17 protein-coding genes are annotated in these 17,382 nt (G+C 63.4%); 2 read left to right on the top strand and 15 right to left on the bottom strand.

What is annotated here, in order from left to right:
• Positions 1–117: 117 nt before the first annotated feature.
• A complete protein-coding gene (locus tag NKH71_RS21790) occupies positions 118–669 on the bottom strand; it encodes a hypothetical protein (RefSeq protein ID WP_245278626.1) in 552 nt (183 codons plus the stop codon).
• Positions 670–818: 149 nt separating this feature from the next.
• On the opposite strand from NKH71_RS21790, the gene trmFO reads away from it, so the two are divergent.
• A complete protein-coding gene (gene trmFO / locus NKH71_RS21795) occupies positions 819–2,228 on the top strand; it encodes a methylenetetrahydrofolate--tRNA-(uracil(54)-C(5))-methyltransferase (FADH(2)-oxidizing) TrmFO (protein WP_023720176.1) in 1,410 nt (469 codons plus the stop codon).
• Positions 2,229–2,254: 26 nt separating this feature from the next.
• Here trmFO and NKH71_RS21800 read toward each other — a convergent pair whose 3' ends face one another.
• The 4 genes from NKH71_RS21800 to yajC are packed head-to-tail and all read right to left on the bottom strand — an operon-like array spanning position 2,255 to position 6,458.
• Positions 2,255–3,082: a phytoene/squalene synthase family protein gene (locus NKH71_RS21800; RefSeq protein WP_023720177.1), complete on the bottom strand. Its 828-nt coding sequence runs from the start codon at positions 3,080–3,082 to the stop codon at positions 2,255–2,257.
• A gap of 25 nt (positions 3,083–3,107) precedes the next feature.
• Positions 3,108–3,497, bottom strand: a complete 390-nt coding sequence (locus tag NKH71_RS21805) for an Mth938-like domain-containing protein (RefSeq protein ID WP_023720178.1) — start codon at positions 3,495–3,497, stop codon at positions 3,108–3,110.
• Positions 3,498–3,512: 15 nt separating this feature from the next.
• On the bottom strand, positions 3,513–6,065 hold the full coding sequence (gene secDF / locus NKH71_RS21810; protein WP_352586940.1) for a protein translocase subunit SecDF: 2,553 nt from the start codon (positions 6,063–6,065) through the stop codon (positions 3,513–3,515).
• 51 nt (positions 6,066–6,116) lie between these two features.
• Positions 6,117–6,458 (bottom strand): preprotein translocase subunit YajC, encoded by a 342-nt coding sequence (gene yajC, locus NKH71_RS21815; RefSeq protein WP_023678921.1) that lies wholly within the window; start codon positions 6,456–6,458, stop codon positions 6,117–6,119.
• A gap of 287 nt (positions 6,459–6,745) precedes the next feature.
• On the opposite strand from yajC, the gene NKH71_RS21820 reads away from it, so the two are divergent.
• A complete protein-coding gene (locus NKH71_RS21820) occupies positions 6,746–7,621 on the top strand; it encodes an ATP-binding protein (RefSeq protein WP_352586937.1) in 876 nt (291 codons plus the stop codon).
• 153 nt (positions 7,622–7,774) lie between these two features.
• On the opposite strand, the gene NKH71_RS21825 is transcribed toward NKH71_RS21820, so the two are convergent.
• The 10 genes from NKH71_RS21825 to nagZ form a co-directional block, all read right to left on the bottom strand.
• Positions 7,775–9,307: a peptidoglycan DD-metalloendopeptidase family protein gene (locus NKH71_RS21825; protein ID WP_352586934.1), complete on the bottom strand. Its 1,533-nt coding sequence runs from the start codon at positions 9,305–9,307 to the stop codon at positions 7,775–7,777.
• Between the two features lie 264 nt (positions 9,308–9,571).
• The gene (locus tag NKH71_RS21830; protein ID WP_352482133.1) at positions 9,572–10,237 is read right to left on the bottom strand and encodes a protein-L-isoaspartate(D-aspartate) O-methyltransferase; all 666 of its coding nucleotides are present in this window, start codon (positions 10,235–10,237) and stop codon (positions 9,572–9,574) included.
• Positions 10,234–10,992, bottom strand: a complete 759-nt coding sequence (surE, locus tag NKH71_RS21835; RefSeq protein WP_352482131.1) for a 5'/3'-nucleotidase SurE — start codon at positions 10,990–10,992, stop codon at positions 10,234–10,236. The genes NKH71_RS21830 and surE overlap by 4 nt, the downstream gene beginning before the upstream one ends.
• Entirely contained in the window at positions 10,992–12,296 is a 1,305-nt protein-coding gene (gene serS, locus NKH71_RS21840) for a serine--tRNA ligase (protein WP_352482130.1), read from the bottom strand. Before serS ends, surE begins: the two co-directional genes overlap by 1 nt.
• Before the next feature lie 340 nt (positions 12,297–12,636).
• Entirely contained in the window at positions 12,637–13,500 is an 864-nt protein-coding gene (tatC, locus tag NKH71_RS21845; protein ID WP_023720061.1) for a twin-arginine translocase subunit TatC, read from the bottom strand.
• Entirely contained in the window at positions 13,497–14,195 is a 699-nt protein-coding gene (tatB, locus tag NKH71_RS21850) for a Sec-independent protein translocase protein TatB (RefSeq protein ID WP_352790527.1), read from the bottom strand. Before tatB ends, tatC begins: the two co-directional genes overlap by 4 nt.
• A gap of 62 nt (positions 14,196–14,257) precedes the next feature.
• Positions 14,258–14,479, bottom strand: a complete 222-nt coding sequence (locus tag NKH71_RS21855; RefSeq protein WP_023678929.1) for a twin-arginine translocase TatA/TatE family subunit — start codon at positions 14,477–14,479, stop codon at positions 14,258–14,260.
• Positions 14,480–14,657: 178 nt separating this feature from the next.
• Entirely contained in the window at positions 14,658–15,437 is a 780-nt protein-coding gene (gene scpB, locus NKH71_RS21860; RefSeq protein WP_352482126.1) for an SMC-Scp complex subunit ScpB, read from the bottom strand.
• Entirely contained in the window at positions 15,434–16,234 is an 801-nt protein-coding gene (locus NKH71_RS21865; RefSeq protein WP_352482297.1) for a segregation and condensation protein A, read from the bottom strand. The genes scpB and NKH71_RS21865 overlap by 4 nt, the downstream gene beginning before the upstream one ends.
• Before the next feature lie 58 nt (positions 16,235–16,292).
• Positions 16,293–17,312 carry a beta-N-acetylhexosaminidase gene (nagZ, locus tag NKH71_RS21870; RefSeq protein ID WP_254818318.1) on the bottom strand — a complete coding sequence of 340 codons (1,020 nt, stop codon included), beginning with the start codon at positions 17,310–17,312 and terminating at the stop codon, positions 16,293–16,295.
• Positions 17,313–17,382: the final 70 nt, after the last annotated feature.

The following is a 17,382-nucleotide window of genomic DNA, read 5'->3' on the forward strand; positions in this document are numbered from 1 at the left end:
CCTCCTCCCGAGGATCGGCCAACAAAACGACACCCGCCGGACCTCCTCCCCCGGCGGGTGTTGTTGTTTTCAGGCTCGAAACGCCCTGGGAGCCGTTTTGGCGGGACGTCCCCGTCGTCAGTCCAGCGCGCCGCTCTTCAGCACGCCTCGCTTCTTCCACTGGCTCAGCGGAAAAATATCCGGCGCGCCGCCCATCGGCGCATACCAGGAATCCACCACCCATTCTGTACCGCCGCGGTCGCTGATCACCGCCGTCCAATGCGGATAGCGCCCGTCGACAAACAGGCCTCGCGAGGCCTTGTCCTCGACCTTATGAAACCTGAGCAGTTTTCGCTCGGCAAGATAGACCAGCAACGCATGCGTATTGGTCGATTCGTCGACACAATCCATCTGGCCCCTGACGCGCGATGCACCGAATTTCGACTGCGGCTGGTCGCGGACGCCGATGGCCTGGAAAATGCGCTGTTCGAAATAGCGGACGGCCTTCGAAATAGCGGAGCGCTCGGCCTGGGGCGAACCCGCGCCCGCACGCAGGATAGAGCGGAAACGCGCACCGTCACTGGGGCCAAGCGCCAGCGTCGTGCGATAGTTGCAACCGTAACCATGGCATATGGGGATCCGCTTGGAAGCCGTCGCGGCCGGTTCGCCGGCCGCTGCTGATCCGCCCACGGCGATCACGACTGTCAGAAATGTCGCTCTGGCAAAGATCCCGAGACTCCCACCCATTCGCAATAGTAGACGATTGCAGCGCGTGGCGGCAACAGCGCGGCTGATTCGTGTAATTGCAATCGCCGCGCCAAGGGATTATTTCGGCGCTCATGAACACAAATCCCATTCACGTCATCGGTGGCGGTCTCGCCGGCTCCGAAGCTGCTTGGCAGGCGGCCGAAGCCGGCATTCCGGTTATCCTGCATGAAATGCGTCCCGTCCGCGGCACCGATGCGCACAAGACCGACGGGCTGGCCGAGCTCGTCTGTTCCAATTCCTTCCGCTCCGACGATGCGCAAGCCAATGCCGTCGGCCTGCTGCATGCCGAAATGCGGCTCGCCGGTTCGCTGATCATGAGCGCCGGCGACGCGCACCAGGTGCCGGCCGGCGGTGCGCTGGCCGTCGACCGCGACGGATTTTCCGAAGCGGTCACCAGAAAGCTCGAAGCGCACCCACTCATCACCATCCGGCGCGAGGAAGTGCCTGGCCTGCCGCCGGCGGACTGGGACCAGGCGATCGTCGCCACCGGCCCGCTGACCGCCCCTTCGCTCGCCCAGTCGATCGCGGAAGCAACCGGCGCCGACGCGCTCGCCTTCTTCGACGCCATCGCGCCGATCGTCCATTTCGACACGATCGACATGGATATCTGCTGGTTCCAGTCGCGCTACGACAAGGTCGGCCCCGGCGGCACCGGCAAGGATTACATCAACTGCCCGATGGACAAGGAGCAGTACCTTGCCTTCGTGCAGGCGCTGGTCGACGGCCAGAAAACCGAATTCAAGCAATGGGAAGGCACGCCCTATTTCGACGGCTGCCTGCCGATCGAGGTGATGGCCGAGCGTGGCATCGAGACATTGCGTTACGGGCCGATGAAGCCGATGGGGCTGACCAATGCACACAATCCGTCTGTAAAGGCCTATGCCGTCGTCCAGCTTCGCCAGGACAACGCACTGGGCACGCTCTACAACATGGTCGGCTTCCAGACCAAGCTGAAGCACGCCGAGCAGGTGCGCATTTTCCGCACCATTCCTGGGCTGGAAAACGCCGAATTCGCCCGCCTCGGCGGCCTGCACCGCAACACCTACATCAATTCGCCGACGCTGCTCGACGCTTCGCTGCAGTTGAAGTCGCGGCCCGGCCTGCGTTTTGCCGGCCAGATCACCGGCTGCGAGGGCTATGTCGAGAGTGCCGCCATCGGCCTGCTCGCCGGGCGTTTCGCCGCCGCCGAAAGGCTTGGCCATGCGCCGTCGCTGCCGCCGTTGACCACCGCTTTCGGCGCGCTGCTCAACCACATCACCGGCGGCCATATTGTCTCCGACGACGAGCCGGGAAAGCGCTCTTTCCAGCCGATGAACGTCAATTTCGGCCTGTTCCCGCCCGTGGACGCGCCAAAGATCGAAGGCAAGCGACTGCGCGGCAAGGACAAGACGGTCGCCAAGCGGCACGCGGTGACATCGCGCGCGCTCGCCGACTGCCGCGAATGGCTCGGGCTGCCGGCGCAGGCGGAAGCTGCGGAATGACGGTCGGGTTGGCTACGCGGCAGCCTTTATGCGACCGGCCAGCCCCGCGTTGCGCGCCGGAACAAGAGCCAATGCCGGTGCAAGGCCGAAAGCCGCACCGCGCCATCAAGCGGTGAATGGCGGGAGCCGTCCATCTTGCCGAGATAGGCGCCCGTCAGCGCCAGCGGCAGAAACGCCGGACGCAGTGAAATCGGCAGGGCGGACGCCCCCTGCTCGAAAGCTGAGAGATGCTCGCGTGCCAGCGCGATCATCGCGGCAACGGCGCGTTCCGCGCCCGGCCCGCCGTCACCTGTAGCGAACTCTTGCGGCGACGATCCCGCCGCAGCCAGAATGTCGGCCGGAACGAAGCACTGTCCCCGCTTACGATGCAGCGGCAGCAGAAGCAGGAGACCGGTCATCGCCTGCGCACAACCTGCCCTGCCGGCAAGTTCGGCAAAGCGCGGTGCTTCGACCGGATCGAGCACCATCGCCGCAAGCTGGATGAGCGCGGCGGCAGTCTCGCCGCAATAGCCTTCGAGATCGGTGCGCGACGGCATCGGGTCGTCATAGAGATCGAAGACGCGCGCTTCGAGCATATTGTCGAAAGCGGCCTTGGGCAGGCGGTGAGCGGAAATAGTCGCCCTCAGCGCGTCCGCCACGGGATGGCCGACCTTAGCGCGATCCTCTTCGGCGGCGATGACGTCTCGCCACCATTGCAGCCGGACTTCACCCGGCAGCGCTTCGCGGATGCGATCGCGTATGCCGGCAATTTCGGCGTTGAAGGCATAGAGCGAAAACACCGCGTCCCGCTTGTCTTCGGGCGCGTAGAGCGCGGCGAGATAGCGGTCATGATCGGCGGCGCGCACCGTCTCCATGACGGCTTTGGTGTTTTCGGCCACGTCAGTCGACGGCGATGAGTGCTGCGGCCACGGCGCGGTCTTCAGCCAGCAGCACATTATAGGTCCGCACTGCCGCCCCGGTCGACATCGGATCGGCGGAAATGCCGGCATCCTTCAGCGCAGCACGCAACGCCGCCGGCAATGGCCTCAGATCCTTGCCGCTGCCGACCAGCAGGATCTCGACCTTGTCGGCCTCGTTGAACAGCTTGGTGAAATCCGCTGCCGTCAGCGCCAGCGGATCGGCCGGCTCCCAGCCATAGATGCCAGAAGGCAGGCACAGCAGCGAGCCGCGGTGCGACATGTCGGCAAAGCGGAAACCGCCATTGCCGTAAGCCTCGATCGGTGCGCGGCCGGGGAAATGCGCCTCGCGGATGACGATGCCCTTGGCCACTTTTGCGGCAAGCCGTCAGGTGGCTATGGCTTTGCCGCCGCCCACCGGCTTTTCCTCATCGGATGCTGTGGCCTGCGGCCGCAGCTTGAACAAGATAAGCAGTGGCGCGGCGATAAAGATCGACGAATAGGTGCCGAACACGACGCCGAACAGCATGGCCATGGTGAACGAGCGGATCACCTCGCCGCCGAACAGCACCAGCGCCAGCAGCGCCAGGATCGTCGTCACCGAGGTCAGCGTCGTCCTCGACAGCGTCTCGTTGATGGCGTTGTTCAGCAATTGCGGCAGCGGCATTCGCTTGTATTTTCGCAGATCCTCGCGAACACGGTCATAGACGACGATCGTATCGTTGAGCGAATAACCGATGATGGTGAGGATCGCCGCCAGCGACGACTGGTTGAATTCCAGGCCGGTAATGACGAAGAAGCCGATCGTCATGACCACGTCATGCACGGTCGCAACGATGGCGCCGACCGCGAACTGCCATTCGAAGCGGAACCAGACATAGATCAGGATGCCGAGCAGCGCGACAAGCATGGCGATGGTGCCTTGCTTGGCAAGCTCGCCCGAGACCGTCGGCCCGACCACTTCGACGCGGCGGAAATCGTACTGGTCTTGCAGTTCGCCGCGCACCTTGTCGATGACGGTCTGCTCGGCATTCTCGCCGCCCTCCTGCGTACCGACGCGGATCAGCACGTCGTTCGGCTCGCCGAACTGCTGAACCTGCACCTCACCGATATTGAGTTCCGTCAGCCTGCCGCGGATGTCGGCCAGATCGGCATTGCCGGTCTTGGACTGCACCTCGATCAGCGAGCCGCCCTTGAAATCGATGCCGTAATTGATGTCGATGGTCATGAACCCGACGACCGACAGGACTGAAAGCACGCTGGACAGCGTGAACGTCCAGCGGCGGATGCCCATAAACGGAATTTTCGTTCCGGGCGGAACGAAAGTCACAGGCGCTCGCGGCAACTCCTTCGGACGGGCCCGGCGAAGCCAGATCGACACCAGCAGGCGGGTGAAGGTGAAGGCGGTGAAGACCGTGGTCAGGATGCCGATGGCATAGGTGACGGCAAAGCCCTTCACCGGCCCGGTGCCGAGATAGAACAGCACCACGGTCGCGATCAGCGAGGTGACGTTGGAATCGACGATTGTGGCCAGCGCCTTGCTGAAACCGGTATCGATCGCCTGGATGACCGAGCGGCCGGCACGTCGCTCCTCGCGGATGCGTTCATAGATCAGCACGTTGGAATCGACCGCCATGCCGATGGTCAGCACGATACCGGCGATACCGGGCAAGGTCAGCGTCGCTCCAAGCAGCGACAGCAGCCCGACGATCATCGCCACATGCACCGCCAGCGCGATGTTGGCGAGGAAGCCGAAGAAGCCGTAGGCGACAAACATGAACGCCACAACCAGGATCGAACCGATGATGCCGGCGACTTTGCCGGCATGAATGGAATCCTGTCCGAGGCCAGGGCCCACCGTGCGCTCCTCGATCACCGTCAGCGTCGCCGGCAAGGCGCCGGCGCGCAGCAGCACGGCGAGGTCGTTGGCGCTCTCAGCGGTGAAATTCCCCGATATCTGGCCGGTGCCGCCGGGGATCGGTTCGCGGATCTGCGGTGCCGAAATCACCTGATTGTCGAGGATGATGGCAAACAGCTTGCCGACGTTCTGTGATGTCGCCTGGCCGAACCGCTGCGCCCCTTTCGAATCGAAGCGAAACGAAACAACCGGCTCGTTGTTCTGGGAGTTGAACGTCGCCTGGGCATCGACGAGGTTTTCACCCGAAACGATGACGCGGTTCTCGATCAGATACGGAACCGGCGGGTCGTCCTGCGAATACAGCACCGAGGATCCCGGCGGCGGACGGCCGTTCAGCGCGTCCTGCACCGGCATCGATTGGTCGACCATCTGGAAGGTCAGCTTGGCGGTCTGGCCAAGAATTTCCTTCAGCCGTTGCGGGTCTTGGAGACCCGGCACCTGCACCAGGATGCGGTCGTCACCTTGCCGCTGCACGATCGGCTCGGTCGTGCCGAGTTCATTGACGCGGCGGCCGACGACCTCGATCGACTGCGTCAGCGCTGCCGAAGTACGATATTTGATGCCCGCATCGGTGACGGTGAACTTGAGCAGGCCGGGCTCGGAATCATCCAGCGTCATCTCCTGGATCGAGCCGCCGCTGAACAAGCCGGCCGCCACCGGATCGGTCAACGTCTTCAACGCCTTCTTGGCAGCCTCGATCTGTGCGGGATCGGTGATGCGGACCTGCACCGTGCGGCCCGTTCCGGCAAGGCCGGTATAGCCGATCTTGGCATCGCGCAGCAGCGTCCTGATTTCGTCGCGCGTCGTCTCCAGCCGATCTTTGATCAGATCGTTCGGATCCATCCTGAGCAGGATATGCGAGCCGCCCTGCAGGTCGAGGCCAAGCGTCATCTGCCGCTTCGGCACCCAGTCGGGCAGCTTGGCCAGCGTGCTGGCGGAAAAAAGGTTGGGCGCAGCGAGGACCACTGTGGCGGCCACGGCCAGCCAGATCAGGATCATCTTGAAGCGCGAAAAATAAAGCATATGGCGTCGTCCGTCAGGGCGTACTGGCGGATCGTTCCGCCGACAATTCGGTTATTTCTTGGCGTTCTGGTTCGCCACCGGCTCGCCCTTGACGCGCACGTCGGCAAGCGTCGAGCGCAGCGCCGTCACCTTGGTGCCGCCGCCAAGGTCGATCTCGAGCTCGTTGTCGTCGATCACCTTGGTAACCTTGCCGACCAAGCCGCCGCCGGTGACGACGGTGTCGCCGCGGCGAACCGCCGCCAGCATCTCGCCGCGCTTCTTCAGCTGCGTGCGCTGCGGCCGGATGATCAGAAAATACATGATCACGAAAATCAGAGCAAACGGCACGATCTGGATAAACATTGCGGACGAGTCCCCGCCGATGCCTTGGGCGTATGCCGGTGTCACGAACATCGAGGTACTCCTGAACTTTGAAAAACAGCCGCAAAGCGGCCCCGCCAAATTTGGCCGGAATATAGTCGGTAACGTTGCCAATGCAACTGCGCGGCCGGGCAAATCGGCTGCTTTTCCGGCCTGGTGAGCCGTGTTAGAGGGTGATCACGAAAAGCGATGCTCTGTTTTCGCAAAAGATCATGCCCGAACAAATGCTTGGGACGAGTTTCGAAACCCCTGAAATCAGGTAGGTTACCCTCCCGCGCCGTCCTGAACGCGAAACAAAACGCGAAACAAAAAGACAAGAGATGACCGACAGCCCTATCGATATCCTGCACCAGAAGCTCGACCGCCTGATCGAGGCGGTCGCCCGCCTAGCCCCGCCGCCGGTGCCGCAAACCGACCTCGGCGAGGCCGATTGCTTCGTCTGGCAGGCCGATCCCGGCTATCTGGAACCGGTGCGCAAGGTCAACCGCGTCGATATCGGCCTGATCCGCGGCGTCGACCGCGTCCGCGACATATTGGTCGACAACACCGAGCGCTTCGCCTCCGGCTACGCTGCCAACAACGTGCTGTTATGGGGCGCGCGCGGCATGGGCAAATCGTCGCTGGTCAAGGCGGTACACGCCTCGGTCAACGCTTCGGCGAAGCCCGACGTGCCGCTCAAGCTTATCGAGATCCACCGCGAAGACATCGACACGTTGCCGAAGCTGATGGGCCTGCTGAAGGCAGCGCCGTTTCGCTTCATCTTGTTTTGCGACGACCTGTCATTCGACCATGACGACACATCCTACAAATCGCTGAAGGCAGCACTTGAAGGCGGCGTCGAAGGCCGCCCGGCCAATGTCATTTTCTATGCCACCTCGAACCGGCGGCATCTGTTGCCGCGCGACATGATCGACAATGAGCGCTCGACGGCGATCAACCCGTCGGAAGCGGTCGAGGAGAAGGTTTCGCTGTCGGACCGCTTCGGCCTGTGGCTTGGCTTCCACAAATGTTCGCAGGACGAATATCTCGACATGATCGATGGCTATGTCCGCCATCACGATCTCGCCATCGATCCCGAGACGCTGCGCGCCGAGGCGCTGGAATGGGCGACAACGCGCGGCAGCCGTTCGGGCCGCGTCGCCTGGCAATTCACCCAGGATCTGGCAGGCCGGCTCGGCAAGTCGCTCAAGGACTAGACCATGATCCCGAACCGAAGGTCAGCGTAGCAAAAAAGGAGCCCGGTTTCGGACTAGATCATGGTCCAGAAAAGCAACAGAAGAAGCCCGCACCTTGCGGAGCGGACTTCTTCGGCGGGCTGAAGGTCAGGCGGCCCGCAAGTCGCTTTTTCCCTATTCGAGATAGCCTGACGGATCGACCGGCGCCGAGTTCTTGCGCACTTCGAAATGCAGTTTCGGCGAGTCGGTGGTGCCGCTCATGCCGGACAGGGCGATTTCCTGGCCGCGCTTGACCTTTTGGCCGCGCTGCACCTCGATCGAGCTGGCATGGCCGTAGACGGTGACCAGACCGTTTTCGTGACGCACCAGCACTGTATTGCCGAATTCCTTGAGGCCATCGCCGGCATAGATGACGACGCCATTTTCGGCTGCCTTGACCGGCGTCCCCTCAGGCACGGCGATGTCGACGCCGTCCTTGCCGCCGCCGAAGCTTGAAATCACGCGGCCGCGCACCGGCCAGCGCATCTTGCCGATGCCGGTTGCATCCGGCGCCACCGCATCGTCGTCCTCGGCCTGCTGGATGACTTTCGCATCCTTCTTTGGCGGCGTGTAGGAGGCGAGCGTCTGCGTCGGCGTTGTCTTGGCCGGTGGCTGAGTGGTGGCCGTCGTCACCGGATCGACCTTTGCCGGCTTCGCGCCGGCGACAACAGCGGTTCCGCCGGCCGGCACTTTCAGGGTCTGGCCGATCTTGAGCAGCCCGTCCTGCATGCCGTTCGCCTGTTTCAGCGCAACGACGCCGACGCCGGTCTTTCTGGCGATGGCGGACAGCGTATCACCTTGCTGTACCGTGTAAGTGCCGCCGGCACCGGCCGGCTTGGCCATCGCCGAGGCTGTTTTGAGCGCAGTCTTTCCATCCTTCGGCTGGCTTGCGGCGGCCGAGGCATCCACCTGCGCGGCAGACTTGCCTTCCCTGAGCTTCGGCTGCTGCGGCAGCACGGCCACCTTCTCCGGCGCGTCGGCCGGCTGGTCGTGCCTGGTGCCGTTCGTGGGCTTGGCGTCGGCGACTTTCGGCGCGGCGCCGTTGCTCGAGTAAGCATAGGCCGGGATGACGAGCTTCTGGCCGGTCTTCAGCCCTTTGGTCGCGCTCAGCCCGTTGACTTTCATGATGGCATCGGCCGGCACGCCGTAGCGCCGCGACAGGCCGGAAATGGTCTCGCCATCCTTGACGACGATCTCGGTTGCATGCGGTGCGCCGGCGGCCGTCGCCATGCGCGGCGCGTCGGGCTCGGCGTTCTTGAACGGCCTTGCCGCCGGAGCAACGGTGCCGGTTGCCGTCCTGTCGACACGAGGAGCGGCAGGCGCCAGGGCCGGCGCGGCAGCGGTACGCACCGGGCGGGCGGCAGGTGCCAGGGCGGGAGCCGGCGGCGGCAATTGCTGCGCCGTAACGGGTTCGAGGCTTGAGCGGCTGACCGACTGGGTGTGGCTGCCGTCGATCGGCGCGGCCGCAACATCGCCCGGATAGGGCTGGGCAGCATCCTGCTTGTCGATGATGGCGCGCTGGTTGTTGGTCGAGGCGGTGAACACGTCGTCGACGCTGTTGAACCGCGCCACCTGGGAACTACACCCCGTCGCAGCCCCTGCGATCATGAGGACGGCGCAGCCACGCGCCAGATTGCGTCCGTTTGCCTTCAAAACACTGAATTGCATCGCACTAACCCGCACAGACCCGGTACAACTGAGCCTGATTAAAGCGCGTTAATGTTACCGGTCGGTTAAACCTGTAGAATCAGACGCAAATTTTCTTAAAAATGTTTCGAGGATCGAGCGCCGGGTGTGTTGAGATTCAGGTCAGGCCGAGCCGAAAATGGTGGATTCCGAGAACCGGAGCGGAGCGTACATTTGGGTACGTGAGCACCGGAAGCGGAGGAAGCCGCAATTTGCAGGCCGGCCTCACCTGAATATCGACACACCCTAGATGACCGCCGCGACACTGCGCAGGATCGGCTGCAGACGCACCAGGCCGATATCCTCGCGTTCGAAGCGGCTGCCGACCTTGGTCAGCTTGGCCAGCACCTGCTCGCCCTCGTCGGGTCCGATGGGCGCAATGACGATGCCGCCGCTCGACAATTGGTCGAGCAGGAAACGCGGCAGGCTGTCGAAGGCCGCCCAGGCGACGATGCGGTCGAACGGCGCTTCGTTGGCCAGCCCGTTGGAACCGTCCGCCTGGCGCACGATGACGTTGCCGATGGCGAGTGCCTCGAGACGCTGCCGGGCCTGTTCGGCCAGCGTCTTGTAACGGTCGATGGTGACGATCCGCGCGGCAAGCCGCGACATCACCGCCGCCGTGTAGCCGGACCCGGTGCCGATCTCGAGCACGCGGTTGCCCGGTTCGATGGCAAGTGCCGCGATCACCGCCGCCTGCAGGTCGGCGCCTTCGATGGCCTCGCCGCATTCGATCGGCAGCATACGGTCCGACCAGGCAATCGAGTGGAAATGCGGAGACAGGAAGCCGCGCCGCGGCGTCGCCTCGAAGGCGGCGATCAGCGCCTTCGGCACCGTGCCCCTGCCGCGCAGGCGAAGCAGGAAGGCAGCGAAACCTTCGCGGTCGTCGACCGTTGCAGCGTGATTCAAGTTCATGCGAGCGCCTTGGCCAGTTGATCGCGGATTTCATGCGCGGTGAGATCGAGCTGCAGCGGCGTCACCGACACCAGCCGATTGCGCAAGGCATGGAGGTCGCTGCCTTGCTTGCCCTCGACCGGCTCGCGGCCGAAGCGCAGCCAGTAGTAAGGCAGGCCGCGCCCGTCGCGCCGCTCGTCGACCCACAGGCTGTGGACCAGCTTGCCCTGCGAAGTGACCACAGTTCCGGCGATCTCTTCCGGCGCACAATTCGGAAAATTGACGTTGAGCAGCACGCCGTCCGGCAACGGCATGGCGACGAGCTTTTGAAGCAGCGCTGGCGCCAGCGCCTCGGTTGTCTCATAGGGAACGACGCGGTCCTCGCCGACATAGGAATAGGCTTGGCTGATGGCGATCGAGCGCACGCCGAGCAGCGCGCCTTCCATGGCGCCGGCGACGGTGCCCGAATAGGTGACGTCGTCGGCGATGTTGGCGCCGGAATTGACGCCGGACAGGATCAGGTCGGGCGCTTCGGGCAGGATCTTCTTCACGCCCATGATGACGCAGTCGGTCGGCGTGCCGCGCACGGCAAAGTGTTTTTCGCCGATTTTCCTCAGGCGCAGCGGCTCCGAGATCGACAGCGAATGCGCATAGCCGGACTGGTCCTGTTCCGGTGCCACCACCCAGACGTCGTCCGACAGCGTGCGGGCGATGCGTTCGAGTGATGCAAGGCCCTCGGCATGGATGCCGTCGTCGTTGGTCAGAAGGATGCGCATTATTTCGATTCGATCTTTTCCAGACCGCCCATGTAAGGCCGAAGCGCTTCAGGAATGGTTACGCTGCCGTCCTCGTTCTGGTAATTTTCGATGACGGCGATCAGAGCGCGGCCGACGGCGGTGCCCGAACCGTTCAGCGTGTGGACGAAGCGGTTGCCCTTGCCATCCTTGTCCTTGTAGCGGGCGTCCATGCGCCGGGCCTGGAAATCGCCGCATACCGAGCACGACGAAATTTCGCGATAGGTATTCTGGCCGGGCAGCCAGACCTCGATATCGTAGGTCTTGCGCGCGCCAAAGCCCATGTCGCCGGTGCACAGCGTCATGGTGCGGAACGGCAGGCCCAGCCGCTTCAGCACCTCCTCGGCGCATTCGGTCATGCGCTCGTGCTCGGCAATCGACGAGTCCTGATCGGTGATCGACACCAGCTCGACCTTATTGAACTGGTGCTGACGCAGCATGCCGCGCGTGTCGCGGCCGGCCGAACCCGCCTCGGAGCGGAAGCACGGCGTCAGCGCGGTATAGCGCAGCGGCAGTTTTTCGTGCGGCGTGATCTCCTCGCGCACGAGATTGGTGAGTGGGACTTCGGCGGTGGGGATTAGGCCAAGCCTGCCATCCCCATGCCGGGCGAAGAACAAATCTTCCTCAAACTTTGGCAGCTGCCCAGTCCCGAAAAGCGCCTCGTCGCGCACCATCAGCGGCGGGACGATCTCCTCGTAGCCGTGCTCGGTGGTATGCAGGTCGAGCATGAACTGGCCGAGTGCGCGCTCCATGCGCGCCAGCTGGTTCTTGAGCACCGTGAAGCGCGAGCCGGAAAGCCTTGCCGCGTGCTCGAAATCCATCATGCCGAGCGCTTCGCCGATCTCGAAATGCTCTTTCACCCAATTCGGCCGCGTCGGCAGCTTGCCGACGACGCGCTTGACGACGTTGTCGTGCTCGTCCTTGCCGACCGGCACATCGTCGAACGGCACGTTGGGCAGCACCGCCAGTGCGTCGTTCAGCGCCTTGTCGAGTTCGCGTTCGCGCGCCTCGCCGTTCTGGATGAAGGCCTTGATCTCGCCGACCTCAGCCTTCAGCCGTTCGGCAAGCGCGGCATCGCCCGAGCGCATGGCATTGCCGATCTCCTTCGATGCGGCGTTGCGGCGCTCCTGCCTGGTCTGCAGCTCGGTCAGATGCTCGCGCCGCGCCTCATCCGCAGCGATCAGATCGTCGACGGTGGACTGCGCCGCCTCGGCCGACCACGAGCGCTTCTGGAGCGCGTCGACAAGGGCCTTCGGGTTGTCGCGAATCCATTTGATGTCAAGCATGGTCTGTTCGTCCTCGAGGGCATGTCGCCCAAAAAATGCGCAGCGGTTGTGGGGCAACGACATGCCCAAAACAAAGACCAGAGGGCGTAAACCGCATCTTTCATTGATGCAAGACGGGAACGCCGGCGTTTCTTCACGCCGCCATCTGTCCCGCCGACTTCACAGACGGCAGCACTCGCAACATTTGGTCGAAAGGGAACCTGAAACAAAAAAACCCGCCTCAGAGGGCGGGTCGTCGGCGCCGAATCAGCACCATACCCAGATTAGTAGCATAGCTGCCGGCACAAAGCAAGAACAAAGTTGCTGCGGCCGGAAGAAAGATGCCAGCCGGTAACCCCACCTACGTCGACGACGCGTCCGCCGGCTTTTCGGCCACCTCTTCCGTGGCGTCCTGCTTTTCGCGGGCGACACGGTCGCGCTCCTTGCTGCGCTCGATCAAGCGAGCCGACCAGATCGAGACCTCGTAGAGCAGGATCGTCGGAATTGCGAGGCCGATCTGGCTCATCGGGTCGGGCGGCGTCAGCACCGCCGCCACGACGAAGGCGATGACGATCGCCCATTTGCGCTTCTCGGCCAACCCTTGCGACGACAGCATGCCGACTCGCGTCATCAGGCTTGTCACCACCGGCAACTGGAACACCAGGCCGAAGGAGAAGATCAGCGTCATGATCAGGCTGAGATATTCGGACACTTTCGGCAGCAGCGAAATCTGCACCTGGTCGTTGGTGCCGGTCTGCTGCATGGCGAGGAAGAACCACATCACCATCGGCGTAAAGAAGAAATAGACCAGCGACGCGCCCATCAGAAACAGGATCGGCGAGGCGATCAGGAACGGCAGGAAGGCATTGCGCTCGTTCTTGTAGAGGCCGGGCGCGATGAATTTGTAGATCTGCGTGGCGATCAGCGGAAAAGCGATGACCATGCCGCCGAACATGGCGAGCTTGACCTGGGTAAAGAAGAACTCCTGCGGCGCCGTATAGATCAGCTCGACCTTGTGCGGGTCGAGCCCGGCCCATTGGGTCGCCCATCTGAACGGGATCACCAACAGGTTGAACAGCTTCTTGGCGAAGAAGAAGCACACAAGAAAAGCAACGAAAAAACCGCCGATCGACCACATCAGCCGCCGGCGCAACTCGATCAGGTGCTCCATCAGCGGAGCCGACGATTTTTCGATCTCGTCCTTTTCCGTGTCCGAAGTGCTCACTTGGCGGCTCCCGCCGTTTTCGTGGCGGCCGGCTTCTTCGTTGCTGCCGCAGGCTTCTTCGCTGCTGCCGCCGGCTTCTTCGCTGCTGATGACTGCGCTTTCGGCTCAGCTTTTGCCTTCGGCGCAGCGGTTTTGGCCGGCCTGGCCGGCACTGCGGCCGCGGCGTTCGCGGGCGCCGGCTTCTTCTTTGCCGCCGGTGCTTTTTGCGGCACGGCCGCTGCAGTCGTTTGCGCCTCTACTGCCGGCGCCACGACGGACTCGTCCGTCATCGCCGGAAAGATCGGCGTGGCCGGCGTCGGCTCCGGCGGGCTGACGCCCGGCATCGTCGTCGCGCCGTTCTTCAGCGGCTCGGCTGCCTGCTCTGTCGAGGCGGCCTCGACCGCCGGCTTGGGTTTCATCACGGCATCGACGCCGGAACGGACGTCGGCGGCGGCCTGCTCGAATGGATTGAGCTGCTTCCTGATCTCGGCTGCCGGATTGAGGCTTCTCAGCGAATCGACCGACTTCTTGACGTCGTCGAGTTCGGCTTCCTTCAGTGCGTCGTTGAACTGCCGCTGGAAATCCGACGCCATGGCGCGCAGCTTCGCCGTTGTGCGGCCGAAGGTGCGCAGCATGTTGGGCAAATCCTTGGGCCCGACGACCACGATCATGACGATCGCGATCACCAGCATCTCGGTCCAGCCGACTTCGAACATGGCTATACGTTCCGACTCAAGTTTCAGGCCGACTCAAGTTTTGGCCAACCAAAGTTTTGGGCTCAGCTTTTGCTGGCCTTTTCCTTCGGTACCGACACGGTCTCGTCGGAACGGTGTTCGACGGTGCGCTTGTCCTCGGCAGTCTCGTCGTCGGCCATGCCCTTCTTGAAGCTCTTGATGCCCTTGGCCATGTCGCCCATCAGCTCGGGGATCTTGCCGCGGCCGAAGACCAGCAGCACGATCACCAGAACGATCATCCAGTGCCAAATCGAAAATGAACCCATAGCAAATCTCTCTCGAACGGTTTCCCAGACGCTGATCTATGCGCTTTCGGGTTCGGATTCAAACAGAACTGCGACAGAGTTCATGAATGAATGGCCGAAGTCACGCACTTTCGGCACGGCGGCCCGCTACCAATCGGCGCAGTTCCATCCTGGCTGTGGCTTAAAGATGGCGCTCGGCTCAATCTTCTGTGACGCGCGGCGTCAAAAGGCCGAGGTCCTCGAGGTCGATGTCGGTCAGCGGATCCTCGTCGTCGGTGAGCGCATCGGGGTCGGCCGGCGGCAGCGGCACCGAGAAATTCGACGGCATGCGGCCGGACAGCAATCCTGCACCCTTCAATTCCTCCATGCCGGGGAGATCGCGGATCTCCTCCAGCGCGAAATGGTCGAGGAAAATGTCGGTTGTGCCGTAGGTGACGGGACGGCCGGGCGTGCGGCGCCGGCCGCGCATCCTCACCCATTCCGTCTCCATCAGCGTGTCGAGCGTCCCCTTTGACGTCTCGACGCCGCGGATGTCCTCGATCTCGGCGCGCGTCACCGGCTGGTGGTAGGCGATGATCGCCAGCACTTCGAGGGCAGCGCGGGACAGCTTGCGCTGCTGCACCGTGTCGCGGCTCATCAGGAAGGCGAGGTCGCCGGCGGTGCGGAAGGCCCAGGCATCGCCGACGCGCACCAGATTGACGCCGCGCCGCGCATAGATCTGCTGCAGTTCGGCCATCGCCGCGGCAATGTTGATGCCGTCGGGCAGCCGCGAAGTGAGCTGTTTTTCGCTGACCGGCTCGGCGCTGGCGAATACGATCGCCTCGGCCATCCGTACGGCCTCCGCCATATGCAGCCGCTCGCCGGGATTCTGCGACAAATTCTGCCCCTGGTTTTGTGCCGGGTTCTCGGCAACCGCGCCTTGCTCGGCGTCGTCCTCGACCTTGAACGGAATGACCGAAGCGTTGGCGCGTTCGCTCATGGTGTCACCTCGACTATCTTGATGGCTTGAGCGCGGCCGCGCAGATAAAGCGGCGCGAACACCTGGTCCTGCCGCATCTCCATCTTGCCTTCGCGCACCAGTTCCAGCGTTGCGGCAAACGAGCTGGCGACAGCGGTGCGCCGCTCTTCCGGGCCGGCCAGATATTCGACCAGGAAACTGTCGAGCGCCGTCCAGTCGCGCAGCGACCCGATCAGCCTGATCAGCACGTCACGCGCATCCTTGAGCGACCACACGCCGCGCCTGGCGATCGTCACATTGGTGATCGCCTGCTTTTGGCGCTGCTGGGCATAGGCGGTCAACAAATCGTAGAGCGAGGCCGAATAGGCATTTCGCTTCTCGACGATGACCATTTCCGGCATGCCGCGCGCAAACACGTCGCGTCCGAGCCGGTTGCGGTTGACCAGCCGTGCCGCCGCGTCGCGCATCGCCTCCAGCCGCTTCAGCCGGAACTGCAGCACTGCCGCCAGTTCCTCGCCGCTTTCGCCTTCGTCGCCGGGCTGCTTGGGGATCAGGAGCTTCGACTTGAGGAAGGCCAGCCATGCCGCCATCACCAGATAGTCGGCGGCAAGCTCCAGCCGCAGCGCCCTCACCTTCTCGACGAAGGCCAGATATTGCTCGGCCAGCGCCAGGATCGAGATGCGCGACAGGTCGACCTTCTGGTTGCGGGCAAGATGCAGCAGAAGATCGAGCGGACCCTCGAAACCGGCCACGTCGACGACCAAAGCGGGATCGCCGGTCAGCCGGGAATCATCGTTCTCGGCCCACAGACGGTCCATCGGTGCGGCCTTGCCGGCCTTCAGGTCCAATGTTTCCGCCACTTCGCTTCCTTTGATGCTAGGCCACCGCGTCGAAATAACTGGCAAATTCGGCCCGAATCTCGGTCTCGTCCGCTACGTCACGGTTCCTGATATAGGTCAGCGCCCGCTCCGCGCGCTCAAACGACTTGCCTTCAAGTCCGGTCGTTCGCGATGCAATGCCGGCCATCTCCTCAAACACGCCGTTGCAGTGAAGGACCAGATCGCAGCCCGCCGCAAGGATAGCGGCCGCCTTTGACGGGAAATCCCCAGAAAGTGCCTTCATCGAGGTGTCGTCGCTCATCAACAGACCGTCGAAGCCGATTTCGCCGCGGATGATCTTTTCGATGACCTTGCCGGATGTCGTGGCCGGGTTCTTCGGGTCGATCGCGCTATAGACGACATGCGCCGTCATCGCCATCGGCAAATGGTTGAGCTCCCTGAACGGCGCAAAATCATGCCGCTGCAGGTCGCCGATCGAGGCGTCGACGGTCGGCAGTTCGAAATGCGTGTCGGCGAAGGCCCTTCCATGGCCGGGAATATGCTTCATCACCGGCAGCACGCCGCCCGCCATCAGGCCTTCCGCCGCGGCGCGACCCAATTCGATGACGGCGCGCGGCTCCTTGCCATAGGCGCGTGCGCCGATGACGTCGCTGGCGCCCTCGATCGGCACGTCGAGCACCGGCAGGCAATCCGCCGTGATGCCGTAGCGCAGCAGATCGAAGGCATGCAGCCGCGCCATCAGCCAGGCGGCACGGGTGCCGGCGTCATGGTCGTCGCGCCATAAGGCGCCGAGTGCGCCGGCAGCCGGATAGTTCGGCGCCAGCGGCGGCCGCAGGCGCTGCACCCGGCCGCCCTCCTGGTCGATGAACACCGGCGCGTCCGCACGCCCGACGCAGTCGCGCATAGCGGCGACCAGATCGCGGATCTGCTCGGTCTCGCCGATATTGCGCGCAAACAGGATGAAACCCCACGGGCATTCGTTGCGGTAGAAACGGATCTCGTCGCGGGTCAGTGATTTCCCGGCGCAGCCGAGGATCATGGATTTTGATTCGGTCATGCGGAACAGTTTAGAGCTTCGCGCCGACAAAGGGAATCGCCCGCAATTGCCTCCAGGGATTTCCGTTCAC

The organism is Mesorhizobium sp. M0983, assembly GCF_040318975.1.
Classification (GTDB): Bacteria; Pseudomonadota; Alphaproteobacteria; order Rhizobiales; family Rhizobiaceae; genus Mesorhizobium.